Annotated in this window: 14 protein-coding genes; 10 read left to right on the top strand and 4 right to left on the bottom strand. The window is 66.1% G+C overall.

Translation table 11 applies throughout. The annotated features are described in order from the left end of the window. Positions 1-19: 19 nt before the first annotated feature. From sdhD to ACFPFG_RS08000, 3 genes are all read right to left on the bottom strand, one after another. The gene (sdhD, locus tag ACFPFG_RS08010; protein ID WP_012204346.1) at positions 20-385 is read right to left on the bottom strand and encodes a succinate dehydrogenase, hydrophobic membrane anchor protein; all 366 of its coding nucleotides are present in this window, start codon (positions 383-385) and stop codon (positions 20-22) included. A gap of 36 nt (positions 386-421) precedes the next feature. Further along, positions 422-844 carry a succinate dehydrogenase, cytochrome b556 subunit gene (gene sdhC / locus ACFPFG_RS08005; RefSeq protein WP_183021030.1) on the bottom strand — a complete coding sequence of 141 codons (423 nt, stop codon included), beginning with the start codon at positions 842-844 and terminating at the stop codon, positions 422-424. A gap of 134 nt (positions 845-978) precedes the next feature. Further along, complete coding sequence (locus ACFPFG_RS08000) at positions 979-1,767, bottom strand: GntR family transcriptional regulator (RefSeq protein WP_183021031.1); 789 nt, start codon at positions 1,765-1,767, stop codon at positions 979-981. 218 nt (positions 1,768-1,985) lie between these two features. Between ACFPFG_RS08000 and ACFPFG_RS07995 the strand changes: the two genes are divergently transcribed. From ACFPFG_RS07995 to ACFPFG_RS07965, 7 genes are all read left to right on the top strand, one after another. Next, positions 1,986-2,972, top strand: coding sequence for a malate dehydrogenase (locus ACFPFG_RS07995; RefSeq protein ID WP_013803435.1), 987 nt, complete (start codon positions 1,986-1,988; stop codon positions 2,970-2,972). 14 nt (positions 2,973-2,986) lie between these two features. After that, positions 2,987-3,793, top strand: coding sequence for a trans-aconitate 2-methyltransferase (gene tam, locus ACFPFG_RS07990; protein WP_183021032.1), 807 nt, complete (start codon positions 2,987-2,989; stop codon positions 3,791-3,793). After that, positions 3,790-4,809, top strand: coding sequence for an HpcH/HpaI aldolase/citrate lyase family protein (locus ACFPFG_RS07985; protein WP_183021033.1), 1,020 nt, complete (start codon positions 3,790-3,792; stop codon positions 4,807-4,809). Before tam ends, ACFPFG_RS07985 begins: the two co-directional genes overlap by 4 nt. Positions 4,810-4,840: 31 nt before the next feature. Further along, on the top strand, positions 4,841-5,422 hold the full coding sequence (locus ACFPFG_RS07980; RefSeq protein WP_183021034.1) for a hypothetical protein: 582 nt from the start codon (positions 4,841-4,843) through the stop codon (positions 5,420-5,422). A gap of 63 nt (positions 5,423-5,485) precedes the next feature. After that, positions 5,486-8,077, top strand: coding sequence for a bifunctional aconitate hydratase 2/2-methylisocitrate dehydratase (gene acnB / locus ACFPFG_RS07975; protein ID WP_183021035.1), 2,592 nt, complete (start codon positions 5,486-5,488; stop codon positions 8,075-8,077). A gap of 147 nt (positions 8,078-8,224) precedes the next feature. Continuing rightward, complete coding sequence (locus ACFPFG_RS07970; RefSeq protein WP_183021036.1) at positions 8,225-8,476, top strand: antitoxin; 252 nt, start codon at positions 8,225-8,227, stop codon at positions 8,474-8,476. Then, positions 8,473-8,784 (top strand): type II toxin-antitoxin system RelE/ParE family toxin, encoded by a 312-nt coding sequence (locus ACFPFG_RS07965; RefSeq protein WP_183021037.1) that lies wholly within the window; start codon positions 8,473-8,475, stop codon positions 8,782-8,784. Before ACFPFG_RS07970 ends, ACFPFG_RS07965 begins: the two co-directional genes overlap by 4 nt. Before the next feature lie 60 nt (positions 8,785-8,844). Here the strand turns inward: ACFPFG_RS07965 and ACFPFG_RS07960 are convergent, their stop codons facing one another. Beyond that, entirely contained in the window at positions 8,845-9,663 is an 819-nt protein-coding gene (locus tag ACFPFG_RS07960; RefSeq protein ID WP_197956962.1) for a helix-turn-helix domain-containing protein, read from the bottom strand. Positions 9,664-9,794: 131 nt separating this feature from the next. Here ACFPFG_RS07960 and ACFPFG_RS07955 point away from each other — a divergent pair, with 131 nt between their 5' ends. The 3 genes from ACFPFG_RS07955 to ACFPFG_RS07945 all read left to right on the top strand — a co-directional run bounded on the left by ACFPFG_RS07955 (position 9,795) and on the right by ACFPFG_RS07945 (position 13,751). Next, on the top strand, positions 9,795-10,217 hold the full coding sequence (locus ACFPFG_RS07955; RefSeq protein WP_380105929.1) for a hypothetical protein: 423 nt from the start codon (positions 9,795-9,797) through the stop codon (positions 10,215-10,217). Positions 10,218-10,272: 55 nt separating this feature from the next. Next, the gene (locus ACFPFG_RS07950) at positions 10,273-10,698 is read left to right on the top strand and encodes a hypothetical protein (RefSeq protein WP_380105927.1); all 426 of its coding nucleotides are present in this window, start codon (positions 10,273-10,275) and stop codon (positions 10,696-10,698) included. A 176-nt stretch (positions 10,699-10,874) separates the two neighbouring features. After that, on the top strand, positions 10,875-13,751 hold the full coding sequence (locus ACFPFG_RS07945; RefSeq protein ID WP_183021041.1) for an aconitate hydratase: 2,877 nt from the start codon (positions 10,875-10,877) through the stop codon (positions 13,749-13,751). Positions 13,752-13,775 lie beyond the last annotated feature (24 nt).

The following is a 13,775-nucleotide window of genomic DNA, read 5'->3' as shown; positions in this document are numbered from 1 at the left end:
CGTGGAGACCGCGTCTCTATCAGATACGCCACAGGATCTGGATGCCCCAGCCGGCGCAGCCGACCAGCCAGACCAGGGTGAAAACGTTCAGCACCAGGCGCAGGCCCACGGGCTTGACGTAGTCCATCCAGATGTCGCGCACGCCGACCCAGACGTGCCAGGCCAGCGAGACGATCACGGCGAAGGTCAGGAACTTCATCCACTGCGGGGCAAAGATGCCGGCCCACAGGTCATAGCCGACGGAGCCGGTGCTGAAGATCAGCTTGGCCAGCAGCACGATGGTGAACAGTGCCATCAGCACGCCGGTGACGCGCTGCACCATCCAGTCGCGGATGCCGTAGTGCGCACCGACCACGGTGCGCTTGGAGCCGTAATTCACGGACATGGTTCTTTTTCCTTATCGTGAGGGAGAGATCGTGAGTCAGTACAGGCCGAACAGCTTGGCACCCAGGATCAGGGTCAGGCCAACGCTCAGGACCAGCACCACCAGGGCCGAGGACTTGCCGAACTGCTTGTTGACGGCGTGGTGGTTCACGTCCATGAACAGGTGGCGGACGCCGGCGCAAAAGTGGTGCAGGTAGGCCCAGATCAATGCCAGGCACACGAGCTTGAGGAACCATCCGAAGGGGCCAGCGAAAACCGAGGTGAAGCCGTCGAAGGAGATCTCCGAAGTCAGCGACATGTCCATCATCCACAGGATGAAAGGCAGCAGGATGAACATCAGCAGACCGCTGATGCGGTGCAGGATGGACACGATGCCGGCCGGCGGCAACCGGTAGGTGGGGAGGTCCTTGAAGAAGTTGATGTTGCGGAACTCTGGCCGCTTTTTGGCTTGGCTTGTCATGGCAGGGTACTTTCGTGGATGTAACTGCTTCGTAATCGCTCAGGGGCGGCGATGCAAAATTCTATTGCAATGCAATAAAAACAGCTTTGCTGGGAATTGCGTATTTTCGCCCGCTTCTCTGGAGAACGGATCGTTCAGCTCAGCGCGTTGCGGTAGTGATGGGTATCTGTTCGGTACAGGCCACGGCGTAACTCCATGGGAACATCGTTGTATGTGTAAGCGGTGCGCTCCACGCTCAGCAGGGGCGTGGTGCTGGGGACATCCAGCAGCAGGGCCTGCTCGGCCTCGGGCAGGACGGCGCGGATCTTTTCGTCGGCGCGCACCATGCGCACGCCGTAGTCCAGCTCGAACATGGCGTAGGTGGGGCCCTGGTAGGCGGACATCTGCTCGGCCGTCAGGCCCTTGAAGGCGTGGCCCGGCAGCCAGATGTCTTCCAGAATGGTCGGGATTTCGGAGAACGACAGCACGCGGCGCACATGCATCACGGCATCGCCGCTGCGCAGCGCCAGGCCGCGCGCCACGTCCGCCGAGGCGCGCAGGCGCCGGCAGTCGATGATGCGGCGCTCGGCACGGCCCTCGCCCTGCTGGTCGCCGCCGTCGGGCTGCAGCTTGAGGAAGCGGTACTGCACATGCTGGGCCGCGTGGGTGGCCACGAAGGTGCCCTTGCCCTGGCGGCGCATCACCAGGTTCTCCGCGGCCAGCTCGTCGATGGCCTTGCGCACCGTGCCCTGGCTCACGCGAAAGCGCGCGGCCAGCTCCATTTCGCTGGGGATCAGCTCGCCGGGCCGCCATTCGCCTGCTTCCAGGCTTTGCAGTATCAGTCCCTTGATCTGCTGGTACAGAGGGCTGAAGGCCGGGGTCGATGCGCCCGCGCCGATGGTGGGGGCGGCGTTGTCTGAGGCGAGGGGAGGCAGGACTGGCATGGAAAAGTTCGGGGTGGGGAGGCTCCCGGCGACGCAGATGAAAGACTTGGAAACAGACGTCGATCATATCTTATATAAGACATAAGACAAATTGACCGAGCTTCGAAATCGGGAGTACACTTTCGCGTTGTTTGCGGAGCACGGGCTGCTGGTTTCTGACGCTGGTGCGACCTGGCGCCGATAACACCTGATTTTTTCCCCATCCCTGGAGTTTCATCATGAGCAAGAAGCCCGTTCGTGTCGCCGTCACCGGTGCCGCCGGTCAAATTGGTTACGCCCTGCTGTTCCGCATCGCCTCCGGCGAAATGCTGGGTAAGGACCAGCCCGTCATTCTGCAACTGCTGGAGATTCCCGACGAGAAGGCCCAGAACGCGCTCAAGGGCGTGATCATGGAACTCGAGGACTGCGCCTTCCCCCTGCTGGCCGGCATCGAAGCCCACTCCGACCCCCTGCAAGCCTTCAAGGACACCGACTACGCCCTGCTGGTCGGCGCGCGTCCCCGCGGCCCCGGCATGGAGCGTGCCGACCTGCTGGCTGCCAACGCACAGATCTTCACGGCCCAGGGCAAGGCGCTGAACGCCGCTGCCTCGCGCAACGTGAAGGTGCTGGTCGTCGGCAACCCCGCCAACACCAACGCCTACATCGCCATGAAGTCGGCTCCGGACCTGCCGGCCAAGAACTTCACCGCCATGCTGCGCCTGGACCACAACCGCGCTGCCTCGCAACTGGCTGCCAAGGCCGGCTTCAAGGTGGGCGACATCCGCAAGCTGACCGTCTGGGGCAACCACTCGCCCACGATGTACGCCGACTACCGCTTCGCCACCGTCAACGGTGAAAGCGTCAAGGCCAAGATCAACGACCAGGCCTGGAACAAGGACGTGTTCCTGCCCACCGTCGGCAAGCGTGGCGCCGCCATCATTGCAGCGCGCGGCCTGTCCTCGGCTGCCTCGGCCGCCAACGCCGCCATCGACCACATGCGCGACTGGGCCCTGGGCTCGGGCGGCGAATGGGTCACCATGGGCGTGCCCTCCAACGGCGAATACGGCATCCCCGCCGGCATCGTCTTCGGCTTCCCGGTCACCACCGAGAACGGCGAGTACAAGATCGTCGAAGGCCTGGAAATCGACGCCTTCTCGCAAGAGTGCATCGACAAGACCCTGGCCGAGCTGCAAGGCGAACAGGACGGCGTCAAGCACCTGCTGTAAGCCGCCGGCAAGCCATGCTCGACTGGAATCCCGCGCTATACCTGCGTTTCGCCAATGAGCGTACGCGCCCCGCAGCCGAGCTGCTGGCGCGCGTGCCCTTGGCCCAGGCCCGCCATGTGGTGGACCTGGGATGCGGGCCGGGCAATTCCACCGAGCTGCTTGCACAGCGCTATGCCGGTGCCACGATCACCGGCATAGACAACTCCCAGGCGATGCTGGCCACCGCGCGCCAGCATCTGCCTGAGGCCCGCTTCGTGCTGGCCGACATTGCTTCCTGGACGCCCGCCCCCGGCGAGGGCGCTCCCGACCTGATTTATGCCAATGCCTCCCTCCAGTGGGTTGGAGAGCATGAAACGCTGATACCCCGCCTGTTCGCCCAGCTGGCGCCAGGGGGCGTGCTGGCGATACAGATGCCCGACAACCGGCAGGAAGCCACGCACCGCGTGATGCGCGAGATCGCCAGCCTGCCCAAGTTCGCCGCCTACATCGGCGACGCCGCCAAGGTGCGTGCCGACATCCTGCCCATCCGCAGCTACTACGACCTGCTGGCCGGCCCGCAGGAGCAGGCCGGCGTCGAGGCCGGCGCCGTCGATGTCTGGCACACCGTCTACCAGCATCCGATGGACTCGGCCGGCGCCATCGTCCAGTGGCTGCGCGGCACCGGCCTCAAGCCCTTCGTCGAGGGCCTGCCCGAAGCCCTGCAGGCCGACTTCCTCACCGAATACGAAAACCGCGTGGACGCCGCCTACGGCGTGCGCGCCGACGGCCGGCGCCTGCTGGCCTTCCCCCGCCTGTTCATCGTCGCCCAGCGCAAGCCATGACCGCCGCCACGTCCACTCCCTCTCGCGCACACCCGGCCCAGGTGCTGCTCGATGCGCAGGGCGGTGCCCTGCACCTGCCCGTCTGCGACCACTACAGCGGCGTGGAAGCGCGCATGCGCAAGAGCCTGCAGCTGCAGGCCGAGATGATGGCCGAGTTCGGCACCTGCGTGTTCGACGTCACGCTGGACTGCGAGGACGGCGCCCCCGTGGGCCAGGAGGCGGCCCATGCGCGCCTGGTGGCCTCGCTGGCGCGCGATGCCGCGCCCGGTGCCCGCGTGGCTGCGCGCGTGCATGCCGTGGACCACGCCAGCTTCGCGCAGGACCTGGACATCATCGTCGGCGAGGCCGGCGACCGCCTGTGCCACCTCATGCTGCCCAAGGTGGAAAGCGTGGACGACGTGCTGCTGGCCGAGCGGCATCTGGGCCGCCTGGGCTGCCGCGAACTGCCGCTGCATGTGCTCATCGAGTCGCCCGCCGCCGTGCACCGTGCCTTCGACATCGCGGCGCATCCGCGCGTGCAGAGCATTTCCTTCGGCCTGATGGACTTCGTCTCGGCCCATGGCGGCGCGATTCCTGCCTCGGCCATGGGCTCGGCCGGCCAGTTCGACCATCCGCTGGTCGTGCGTGCCAAGCTGGAGATCGCAGCCGCCTGCCATGCGCACGGCAAGGTGCCTTCGCACTGCGTGGTCACCGAATTCAGGAATCCACAGGCGCTGCAGGCCGCTGCCACGCAGGCGTCACGGCGGCTCGGCTATACGCGCATGTGGAGCATCCACCCGGACCAGATCCGCCCTATCCTCGCCGCCTTCGCGCCCCAGGCCGACGAAGTGGCGCAGGCCGCACAAATACTTACCGCCGCCGAGGCCGCCGACTGGGCGCCCGTCAGCGTGGATGGTGTATTACATGACCGGGCGAGCTACCGCTATTTCTGGCAGTTGCTCACACGTGCCCACCAGACCGGCCAGGCGCTGCCCGCACAGGTGCAGCCCTGGTTTGCATCAGAATCACTTGCTTAGCCCATATGGGGAATTTGCAGGAGCCCAACGCATGAAGACAGTTATCGCCTCCATCCTGATCGCAGCCCCCTTGATGGCCATTGGCCAGGGTGCCAGCGCTGCCGAACCCGCCAAGAAGGCGCCGGCCAAGGCCGCCGCCAAGCCTGCTGCCAAGAAGGCTCCCGCCAAGAAGGCCACCACGGCCAAGGCCGCTGCCGGCGCTGCCGCCGTCGGCGGTGCGGCCGCCGTCGCAACGGCCGCCCAGCAGCCGCTGTCCGCCGAGGACCTGGCCATTTCCGAGCGCGTGCACACCGGCCGCATCCCCTGCGAGCTGGGCGCCTTCGTCAATGTGACGGCCGACCAGGCCAACCCTGGTTACTTCAACATCGACGGCAAGGGCTTCAAGTACCACATGTCGCCCGTCAAGACCTCGACCGGCACCGTGCGCCTGGAAGACAAGCATGCGGGCGCCGTCTGGCTGCAGATCGCCAACAAATCGATGCTCATGAACCAGAAGGTCGGCCAGCGCCTGGCCGACGAATGCATGAGCCCCGATCAGCTTCAGGTGGCCGAGGCCATCAAGAAGAACCCGCCTCCCAGCCTGCTGGAAGCACCCAAGCCCGCTGGCCAGTAATCCAGGCCCGGACCTGAGCGTCCCGCAAGCAGCCCCACTTTAGAAAACCATGGAGAGAGAATCATGTTGAAAGCCTACCGTGACCACGTGGCCGAACGCGCCGCGCTCGGTATCCCCCCGCTGCCGCTGGAAGCCAAGCAGGTCGCCGAGCTGATCGAGCTGATCAAGAACCCGCCCGCTGGCGAGGATGCCTTCCTGCTCGACCTGCTCACGCACCGCGTTCCTCCGGGCGTGGACGATGCCGCCAAGGTCAAGGCCAGCTTCCTGGCAGCCGTGGCCCACGGCGACATCCAGGTGGCTCTCATCTCCAAGGCCAAGGCCACCGAGCTGCTGGGCACCATGGTGGGCGGCTACAACGTGCATCCCCTGATCGAGCTGCTGGACGACGCCGAAGTCGCCGGCGTGGCCGCCGATGCGCTGAAGAAGACGCTGCTGATGTTCGACTTCTTCAACGACGTGGCGACCAAGGCCAAGGCCGGCAACGCCAAGGCCCAGGAAGTCATGAAGAGCTGGGCCGAGGCCGAGTGGTTCACCTCGCGCCCCGAAGTGGACAGGAAGATCACCGTCACCGTCTTCAAGGTGCCCGGCGAGACCAATACCGACGACCTGTCGCCCGCGCCCGATGCCTGGAGCCGTCCGGACATCCCGCTGCACTACCTGGCCATGCTCAAGAACACCCGTCCCGACGCGGCCTTCAAGCCCGAGGAAGACGGCAAGCGCGGCCCGATGCAGTTCATCGACGACCTCAAGAAGAAGGGCCACCTGGTCGCCTACGTGGGCGACGTGGTCGGCACCGGCTCCTCGCGCAAGTCGGCCACCAACTCCATCGTCTGGGCCACGGGCCAGGACATCCCCTTCGTGCCCAACAAGCGCTTCGGCGGCGTGACCCTGGGCGGCAAGATCGCTCCCATCTTCTTCAACACGCAGGAAGATTCGGGCTCGCTGCCCATCGAAGTCGATGTCACCAAGCTGGAGATGGGCGACGTCATCGACGTGCTGCCCTATGACGGCAAGCTGGTCAAGAACGGCGAAACCGTCGCCGAGTTCCAGCTCAAGAGCGACGTGCTGTTCGACGAAGTGCGCGCCGGCGGCCGCATCAACCTGATCATCGGCCGCTCGCTGACCGCCAAGGCCCGCGAATTCCTGGGCCTGTCCGCATCCACCGTGTTCCGCCTGCCCCAGGCGCCCGCTGCTTCGAACGCCGGCTTCACGCTGGCCCAGAAGATGGTCGGCCGCGCCGTCGGCCTGCCGGAAGGCCAGGGCGTGCGCCCCGGTACCTACTGCGAGCCGCGCATGACCACCGTGGGTTCGCAGGACACCACCGGCCCCATGACCCGCGACGAGCTCAAGGACCTGGCCTGCCTCGGCTTCTCGGCCGACATGGTCATGCAGTCCTTCTGCCACACGGCCGCCTACCCCAAGCCCGTGGACGTCAAGACGCACCGCGAGCTGCCTGCCTTCATCAGCAACCGCGGCGGCGTGGCCCTGCGTCCCGGTGACGGCGTGATCCACTCCTGGCTCAACCGCCTGCTGCTGCCCGACACCGTGGGCACGGGCGGCGACTCGCACACGCGCTTCCCCATCGGCATCTCCTTCCCCGCAGGTTCCGGCCTGGTGGCCTTCGGTGCCGCCACGGGCGTGATGCCCCTGGACATGCCCGAGTCCGTGCTCGTGCGCTTCAAGGGCGAGATGCAGCCCGGCGTCACCCTGCGTGACCTGGTGCATGCCATTCCCCTGTACGCCATCAAGGCAGGCGCACTGACCGTGGCCAAGGCCGGCAAGAAGAACATCTTCTCGGGCCGCATCCTGGAAATCGAAGGTCTGCCCGACCTGAAGGTGGAACAGGCCTTCGAGCTGTCCGACGCCTCGGCCGAGCGCTCGGCTGCCGGCTGCACGATCAAGCTCAACCCCGAGCCGATCAAGGAGTACCTGACCTCGAACATCGTTCTGATGAAGAACATGATCGCCGACGGCTACGCCGACGCCAAGACGCTGCAGCGCCGCATCGAGAAGGTCGAAGCCTGGCTGGCCAAGCCCGACCTGCTCGAAGCCGACAAGGACGCCGAATACGCTGCCGTGTTCGAGATCGACCTGGCCGACATCAAGGAACCCATCGTCTGCTGCCCCAACGATCCCGATGACGCCAAGTTCCTGTCCGAAGTGGCCGGCACCAAGATCGATGAAGCCTTCATCGGTTCGTGCATGACCAACATCGGCCACTTCCGCGCAGCAGCCAAGCTGCTGGGCGGCCAGCGTGACATCCCCGTCAAGCTGTGGGTGGCACCGCCCACCAAGATGGACCAGAACGAGCTGATCAAGGAAGGCCATTACGCCGCCTTCGGCACGGCCGGTGCACGCACCGAAATGCCGGGCTGCTCGCTGTGCATGGGCAACCAGGCCCAGGTCCGCGAAGGCGCGACGGTGATCTCCACCTCGACCCGCAACTTCCCCAACCGCCTGGGCAAGAACACCAACGTGTTCCTGGGCTCGGCCGAGCTGGCCGCCATCGCATCGCGCCTGGGCAAGCTGCCCACCAAGGAGGAGTACCTCAAGGAAATGGGCGTGATCGATGCCGACAAGTCCAGCGTCTACCGCTACATGAACTTCGACCAGATCGAAGAGTACGCGGACGTGGCCAAGGGCGTGAGCGCCTGAGTCCGGCCTGATCCGGCTCCATGAGCAAAGCCCGCTTCGGCGGGCTTTGTCTTTTGCGATGGAACTGTCTGGGAGTCTGGCATGTCCGCAAGCATGCTTTTGACCATGTGCTAACGTGGAAACCAAGTGAACCAGTGGAGCCTCGCCATGAGCCGCCTGACCATCGACATGACCCCGCAGCAGCACCAAAGCCTCCAGGCGTCTGCCGCTTTGCAGGGCAAAACGATCGAGCAATACACGCTTGAGCGGCTGTTTCCCGGCGACGCGGATGCCGGTCAGGCGTGGCAGGAACTGGCGGCCGTGCTGGGAGAGCGCATCAATGAAGGACTTGCTGGCAAGGTCTCCGGCAAGAGCATTGGAGAGATTCTTGATGAAGAGCTGGGCCAGGGGCGGCGTTGAGACATTACCGGCTCACCGCTGCGGCAGAGGCCGACCTGCGCGGCATCATCCGCCATACGCGCAGGCAATGGGGCGATGAACAGGTAAGGCAATACATCAGTGCATTGGAGCGTGGGATTGCCGGCCTGGTGGCAGGAAAGGCTGGCGTCAAGGACCTCGGCGAAGTCTTCCCCGGCTTGCGCGTGGCCCGTTGCGAACATCACCATGTGTTTTGCCTGCTGCGCGAAGATGCGCCCGCCTTGGTGGTCGCCATACTGCACGAACGCATGGATTTGATGGCGCGGCTTGCCGACAGGCTCAAGCCTTGAGACGGCGCACGCGGGAGTCTCTGTGGGAGGTCCGCTTAGGTGGACTTCCTGCCTTTTGGATCAATTCGCCTTCCTCAACCGCCCCAGCACCTCCTGCGTCTGCGCATCCGCCGGAAAGAACGACTCCACGGCCAGTTCCTGCAGCGTCACATCCACCGGGGTGCCGAAGATGGTGATGGTGCTGATGAAGCTCAGGCGGCCATGGTCGGTGTCCAGCGCGAAGGGCACGGCGATGTGGCTGTCAGGTGCTGCGCCATGCGAGTCCGCTTCATCTTCCTTGAACGGGTAGGCGGCAATCTCGTCGTGCAGCGCCTGCAGCCGCGTGTCCGACGTGGCGGCAATCTGCTGCTGCAGGCGGTGCAGCAGATGCGCGCGCCAATGGGCTGCATTGACCAGGCGCGGGCCCAGGCCTTCGGGGTGCAGGCTCAGGCGCAGCACATTGACGGGCGGCTGCAGCAGCCAGGGCGCCACGCCGGCCAGCAGCAGCGGCACGATGGCGTTGGCGGCCACCAGGTTCCAGTGCCGGTCCACGGCCAGGGCGGGATTGGGTTCATGGCCCTTGAGCACCAGGTCCACGGCCTGGCGCGCGGCGGCCAGTTCAGGGTGGTCCAGCGGCCGGGCCTGGTACATGGGCGCGTAGCCTGCGGCCACCAGCAGGGCATTGCGCTCGCGCAGCGGCACGCCCAGGCGCTCCGCCAGGCGCAGCACCATCTCGCGGCTGGGCTGGGCGCGGCCGGTTTCCACATAGCTCAGGTGGCGCGTGGAGATCTCGGCCTCCAGCGCCAGGCCTTGCTGGCTCAGGCGGCGGTGCAGGCGCCAGTGGCGCAGATGCTCCCCGAAGGGCGAGCGCGCGGACGGTGGATGGGCGGTGGAGGTCATGGTCCGCATCGTAGCTGCGGGGCTGGCGTGGCGGCCATGACCTGCGAGGTTATCGACCCTGTGCAGCCTGCGGCGGACGATGCAGTCCATGGCATGCACGGTGTGTGCCTGTTGCTCTCAAGGAGTTCGCCATGTCGATGTTCGCTTCCCCCCGTTTCCTGCCCCGTGTGATGTGGGCCGATGCTGCTTCCTGCGCCGCCTCGGGCGCCCTGCAACTGGTGGCGGGGCAGCCGCTGTCGGATGTGACGGGGCTGCCCCTGGCGCTGTTGCAGTGGACGGGGTGGTTCCTGCTGGGCTATGCGCTGCTGGCTGCGTGGATGGCGGCGCGCTCGCCTGTGCCGCGCCGGTTGATCGGGCTGGTCGTTGTCGGGAATCTCGGGTGGGCCGTGGCCTGTGTGGCGCTGCTGGCCCTTGGTGGGCTGGGGCTGTCTGCCTGGGGCGTGGCGTGGGTGCTGGCGCAGGCTTTGGTGGTTGTCGTGTTTGCCGAGCTGCAGTGGACCGGGCTGCGGCGCACGCGTGGCGCGGCGGGAGTCGTACGGGCCGCCATGTCCTGAGTGACGTGCCGAGCGAATGGCACGGCCCGTTGAGAACCATCCCCGAGGAGTTTGCATGTCCCTGTTTTCCCCTTCCCGTGCCCGTTTCCTGTCGCGCACCCTGTGGGCCGATGCCATCTGCTGCGCCGCTGCGGGTGCGGTGCAACTGGCCTTTGCGCAGCCGCTGGCCGTTTCCACAGGCTTGCCGCAGGCGCTGCTGCTGGGCACGGGGTGCTTTTTGCTGGCATGGGCCTGCGTGGCTGGCTGGGGCGCGCGCCGCATGCCGCGCAGCAGGGGGCTGGTGGCGCTTGCCGTGTTCGGCAACTTCGGCTGGGCCTTGGGCTGCGGGATTGTGCTGTACAGCGGCGTGCTGGATCTTGCTCCCGCAGGCTGGGCATGGGTGCTGGGCCAGGCGGCCATCGGCGTGGCGCTGGGCGATGTGCAGTGCGCGGTGTTGTGGCGCAGCAGGGCTTCTCTGGCCGGTTCGATGACAACGCCGTGAAAGCCGGCCGCTTTTGCTGCGCGGACAGCGTTGTCCGTGTGTGACTATCGCCAATGGACCACAGCATCAGCGGGCACTTCTGGGCACAATGGAAATCAGAGTCTTGGTACATGCCCAGCAGCCCGGAAAAGGCGGCGTGCATGTGCCTTCCCAGAGTTTCATCCAGGAGTCTCACGATGCGCCACGAATATGAAAACACCCTCAAGTCCTTTGCTGCGGCGGGGGGCAAGAAGGGCAAGTTCTTCTCCCTGCCTGAACTGGCAAGGCAGTATCCGCAAATCCGGCGATTGCCCGTGTCGCTGCGCATCGTGCTGGAGTCCGTGCTGCGCAACTGCGATGGCAACAAGGTGACGCGCGAGCATGTGGAGCAACTGGCGAACTGGAAGCCCCAGGCCGAGCGCGTGGACGAGATCCCCTTCGTGGTATCGCGCGTGGTGCTGCAGGATTTCACGGGCGTGCCCCTGCTGGCCGACCTGGCCGCCATGCGCAGCACGGCCGCCAGGCTGGGCAAGAAGCCCAAGTCCATCGAGCCGCTGGTGCCCGTGGACCTGGTGGTGGACCACTCCATCATGGTGGACTACTTCGGCACCAAGAAGGCGCTGGATCTGAACATGAAGCTGGAGTTCCAGCGCAACAAGGAGCGCTACCAGTTCATGAAGTGGGGCATGCAGGCCTTCGACACCTTCGGCGTGGTGCCTCCGGGCTTCGGCATCGTCCACCAGGTGAACCTGGAGTACCTGGCGCGCGGCGTGCACAAGACCAAGGACGGCGTGCACTACCCCGACACCCTGGTGGGCACGGACAGCCACACGACCATGATCAACGGCATCGGCGTGGTGGGCTGGGGCGTGGGCGGCATCGAGGCCGAGGCCGCCATGCTGGGCCAGCCCGTGTACTTCCTCACGCCCGATGTGGTGGGCTTCGAGCTGTCGGGCCAGCTGCGCGAGGGCGTGACGGCCACCGACCTGGTGCTGTCGGTGACCGAGATCCTGCGCCGCGAGAAGGTGGTGGGCAAGTTCGTGGAGTTCTTCGGCGAAGGCACGCGCACCCTGGCGCTGCCCGACCGCGCCACCATCGGCAACATGGCGCCCGAGTACGGCGCCACCATGGGCTTTTTCCCTGTCGATGAAAAGACCATCGACTACTTCAGGGGCACGGGCCGCAGCAAGGCCGAGATCGAGGCCTTCGAGGGCTATTTCCGCGCACAGGAACTGTTCGGCGTGCCGGCCGCCGGCGAGATCGACTACTCGCATGTGGTGCGCCTGGACCTGGGCACGGTGGCGCCCAGCCTGGCCGGACCCAAGCGCCCGCAGGACCGCATCGAGCTGGGCAATGTGTCGTCCAAGTTCGATGAGCTGTTCAGTGCCCCTGCGGCGCACAACGGGTTCAACCAGCCTATCGAACGGCTGGGCCGGAGCTTTCGCGTAGGCGGTGGCGGCGAGGGCGAGGTGGCGCCCGAGACGCCGGCCCATCCGCCCGGCGCGCAGCGCTCGCTGGCCGAGATGGAGGCCAACAAGCCCAAGCTGGAGGCCGCCCACAGCGAGGCGCCGGTCGAGGTGCCCACGCCGCCCAAGCGCCTGAGCATCGCCAACGGGGACGTCCTGATCGCCGCCATCACCAGCTGCACCAACACCTCCAACCCCAGCGTGATGCTGGCCGCCGGCCTGCTGGCCAAGAAGGCGGTGAAGGCCGGGCTCACGGTGCAGCCGCACATCAAGACCTCTCTGGCGCCGGGCTCGCGCGTGGTGACCGAGTATTTGACCGAAGCCGGCCTGCTGCCCTACCTGGAAAAGCTGGGCTTTGCGCTGGCCGGCTACGGCTGCACCACCTGCATCGGCAACGCGGGCGACCTCACGCCGGAGCTCAACGAGGCCATCACCAGCAACGACCTGGTCTGCGCGGCCGTGCTGTCGGGCAACCGCAACTTCGAGGCGCGCATCCACCCCAACATCAAGGCCAATTTCCTGGCCAGCCCGCCCCTGGTCGTGGCCTATGCCATTGCCGGCACGGTGCGCCGCGACCTGATGACCGAGCCCGTGGGCCAGGGCAAGAACGGCCGTGACATCTACCTGGGCGACATCTGGCCGACCAGCGAAGAGATCCATGCGCTGATGAAGTACGCCATGAACGGCAAGGCCTTCCGCGAGAACTACGAGAAGGTGCGTTCCGAGCCCGGCAAGCTCTGGGAAAAGATCCACGGCGTGACGGGCGCCACCTATACCTGGCCCGAGAGCACCTACATTGCCGAGCCGCCGTTCTTCGATGATTTCCGTCTCCAGCTCGACGCGCCTGCAGCCGGTGCCGAAGGCTCCAACCCCTACGTGGTGCACGGCGCGCGCGTGATGGCGCTGTTCGGCGACTCCATCACCACCGACCACATCTCGCCGGCCGGCTCCATCAAGGAAAGCTCGCCCGCAGGCCAGTGGCTGCTGGCCCACGGCGTGCAAAAGGCCGACTTCAACAGCTACGGCTCGCGGCGCGGCAACCATGAGGTGATGATGCGCGGCACCTTTGCCAACGTGCGCATCAAGAACCTGATGATTCCGGCGCAGGCCGATGGCTCGCGCGAGGAGGGCGGCCTGACGCTGTACCGCGACGGCACGGGCCAGGTCACCAAGATGCCCATCTACGACGCGGCCATGAAGTACCAGGCCGAGGGCCGCGCCACCGTGATCTTCGCGGGCGAGGAATACGGCACGGGATCGAGCCGCGACTGGGCCGCCAAGGGCACGCAGCTGCTGGGCATCAAGGCCGTGGTGGCGCGCAGCTTCGAGCGCATCCACCGTTCCAACCTGGTGGGCATGGGCGTGCTGCCGCTGCAGTTCCTGGGCACGGACAGCTGGCAGACCCTGGGCCTGACGGGCGAGGAGTTCGTGGAAGTGATTCCCGCCGCCGACCTGGCACCGCAAAGCGAGGCCCAGCTGGTGATCACGCGTGCCGATGGCAGCAAGCAGACCGTGGTGGTCAAGCTGCGCATCGATACGCCCATCGAGGTGGACTACTACCGGCACGGCGGCATCCTGCCGTACGTTCTCAGGCAGCTCCTGGAATGAAGTTGGAAACCCCCTGAGCCGCTA

It is taken from the genome of Delftia deserti (assembly GCF_042653485.1).
In the GTDB taxonomy this organism is placed as follows: domain Bacteria; phylum Pseudomonadota; class Gammaproteobacteria; order Burkholderiales; family Burkholderiaceae_C; genus Comamonas; species Comamonas acidovorans.
This window is presented reverse-complemented; position numbering and strand designations above follow the sequence as displayed.

Bases quoted from the DNA above. Each gene is read 5' to 3' on its own strand.
- ACFPFG_RS07985 (WP_183021033.1), top strand. From the start codon at position 3,790: ATGACCGCCGCCACGTCCACTCCCTCTCGCGCACACCCGGCCCAGGTG.
- tam (WP_183021032.1), top strand. From the start codon at position 2,987: ATGCTCGACTGGAATCCCGCGCTATACCTGCGTTTCGCCAATGAGCGT.
- ACFPFG_RS07980 (WP_183021034.1), top strand. From the start codon at position 4,841: ATGAAGACAGTTATCGCCTCCATCCTGATCGCAGCCCCCTTGATGGCC.
- ACFPFG_RS07960 (WP_197956962.1), bottom strand. From the start codon at position 9,663: ATGACCTCCACCGCCCATCCACCGTCCGCGCGCTCGCCCTTCGGGGAG.
- ACFPFG_RS07945 (WP_183021041.1), top strand. From the start codon at position 10,875: ATGCGCCACGAATATGAAAACACCCTCAAGTCCTTTGCTGCGGCGGGG.
- ACFPFG_RS07955 (WP_380105929.1), top strand. From the start codon at position 9,795: ATGTCGATGTTCGCTTCCCCCCGTTTCCTGCCCCGTGTGATGTGGGCC.
- acnB (WP_183021035.1), top strand. From the start codon at position 5,486: ATGTTGAAAGCCTACCGTGACCACGTGGCCGAACGCGCCGCGCTCGGT.
- sdhD (WP_012204346.1), bottom strand. From the start codon at position 385: ATGTCCGTGAATTACGGCTCCAAGCGCACCGTGGTCGGTGCGCACTAC.
- sdhC (WP_183021030.1), bottom strand. From the start codon at position 844: ATGACAAGCCAAGCCAAAAAGCGGCCAGAGTTCCGCAACATCAACTTC.
- ACFPFG_RS07995 (WP_013803435.1), top strand. From the start codon at position 1,986: ATGAGCAAGAAGCCCGTTCGTGTCGCCGTCACCGGTGCCGCCGGTCAA.
- ACFPFG_RS07950 (WP_380105927.1), top strand. From the start codon at position 10,273: ATGTCCCTGTTTTCCCCTTCCCGTGCCCGTTTCCTGTCGCGCACCCTG.
- ACFPFG_RS07970 (WP_183021036.1), top strand. From the start codon at position 8,225: ATGAGCCGCCTGACCATCGACATGACCCCGCAGCAGCACCAAAGCCTC.
- ACFPFG_RS08000 (WP_183021031.1), bottom strand. From the start codon at position 1,767: ATGCCAGTCCTGCCTCCCCTCGCCTCAGACAACGCCGCCCCCACCATC.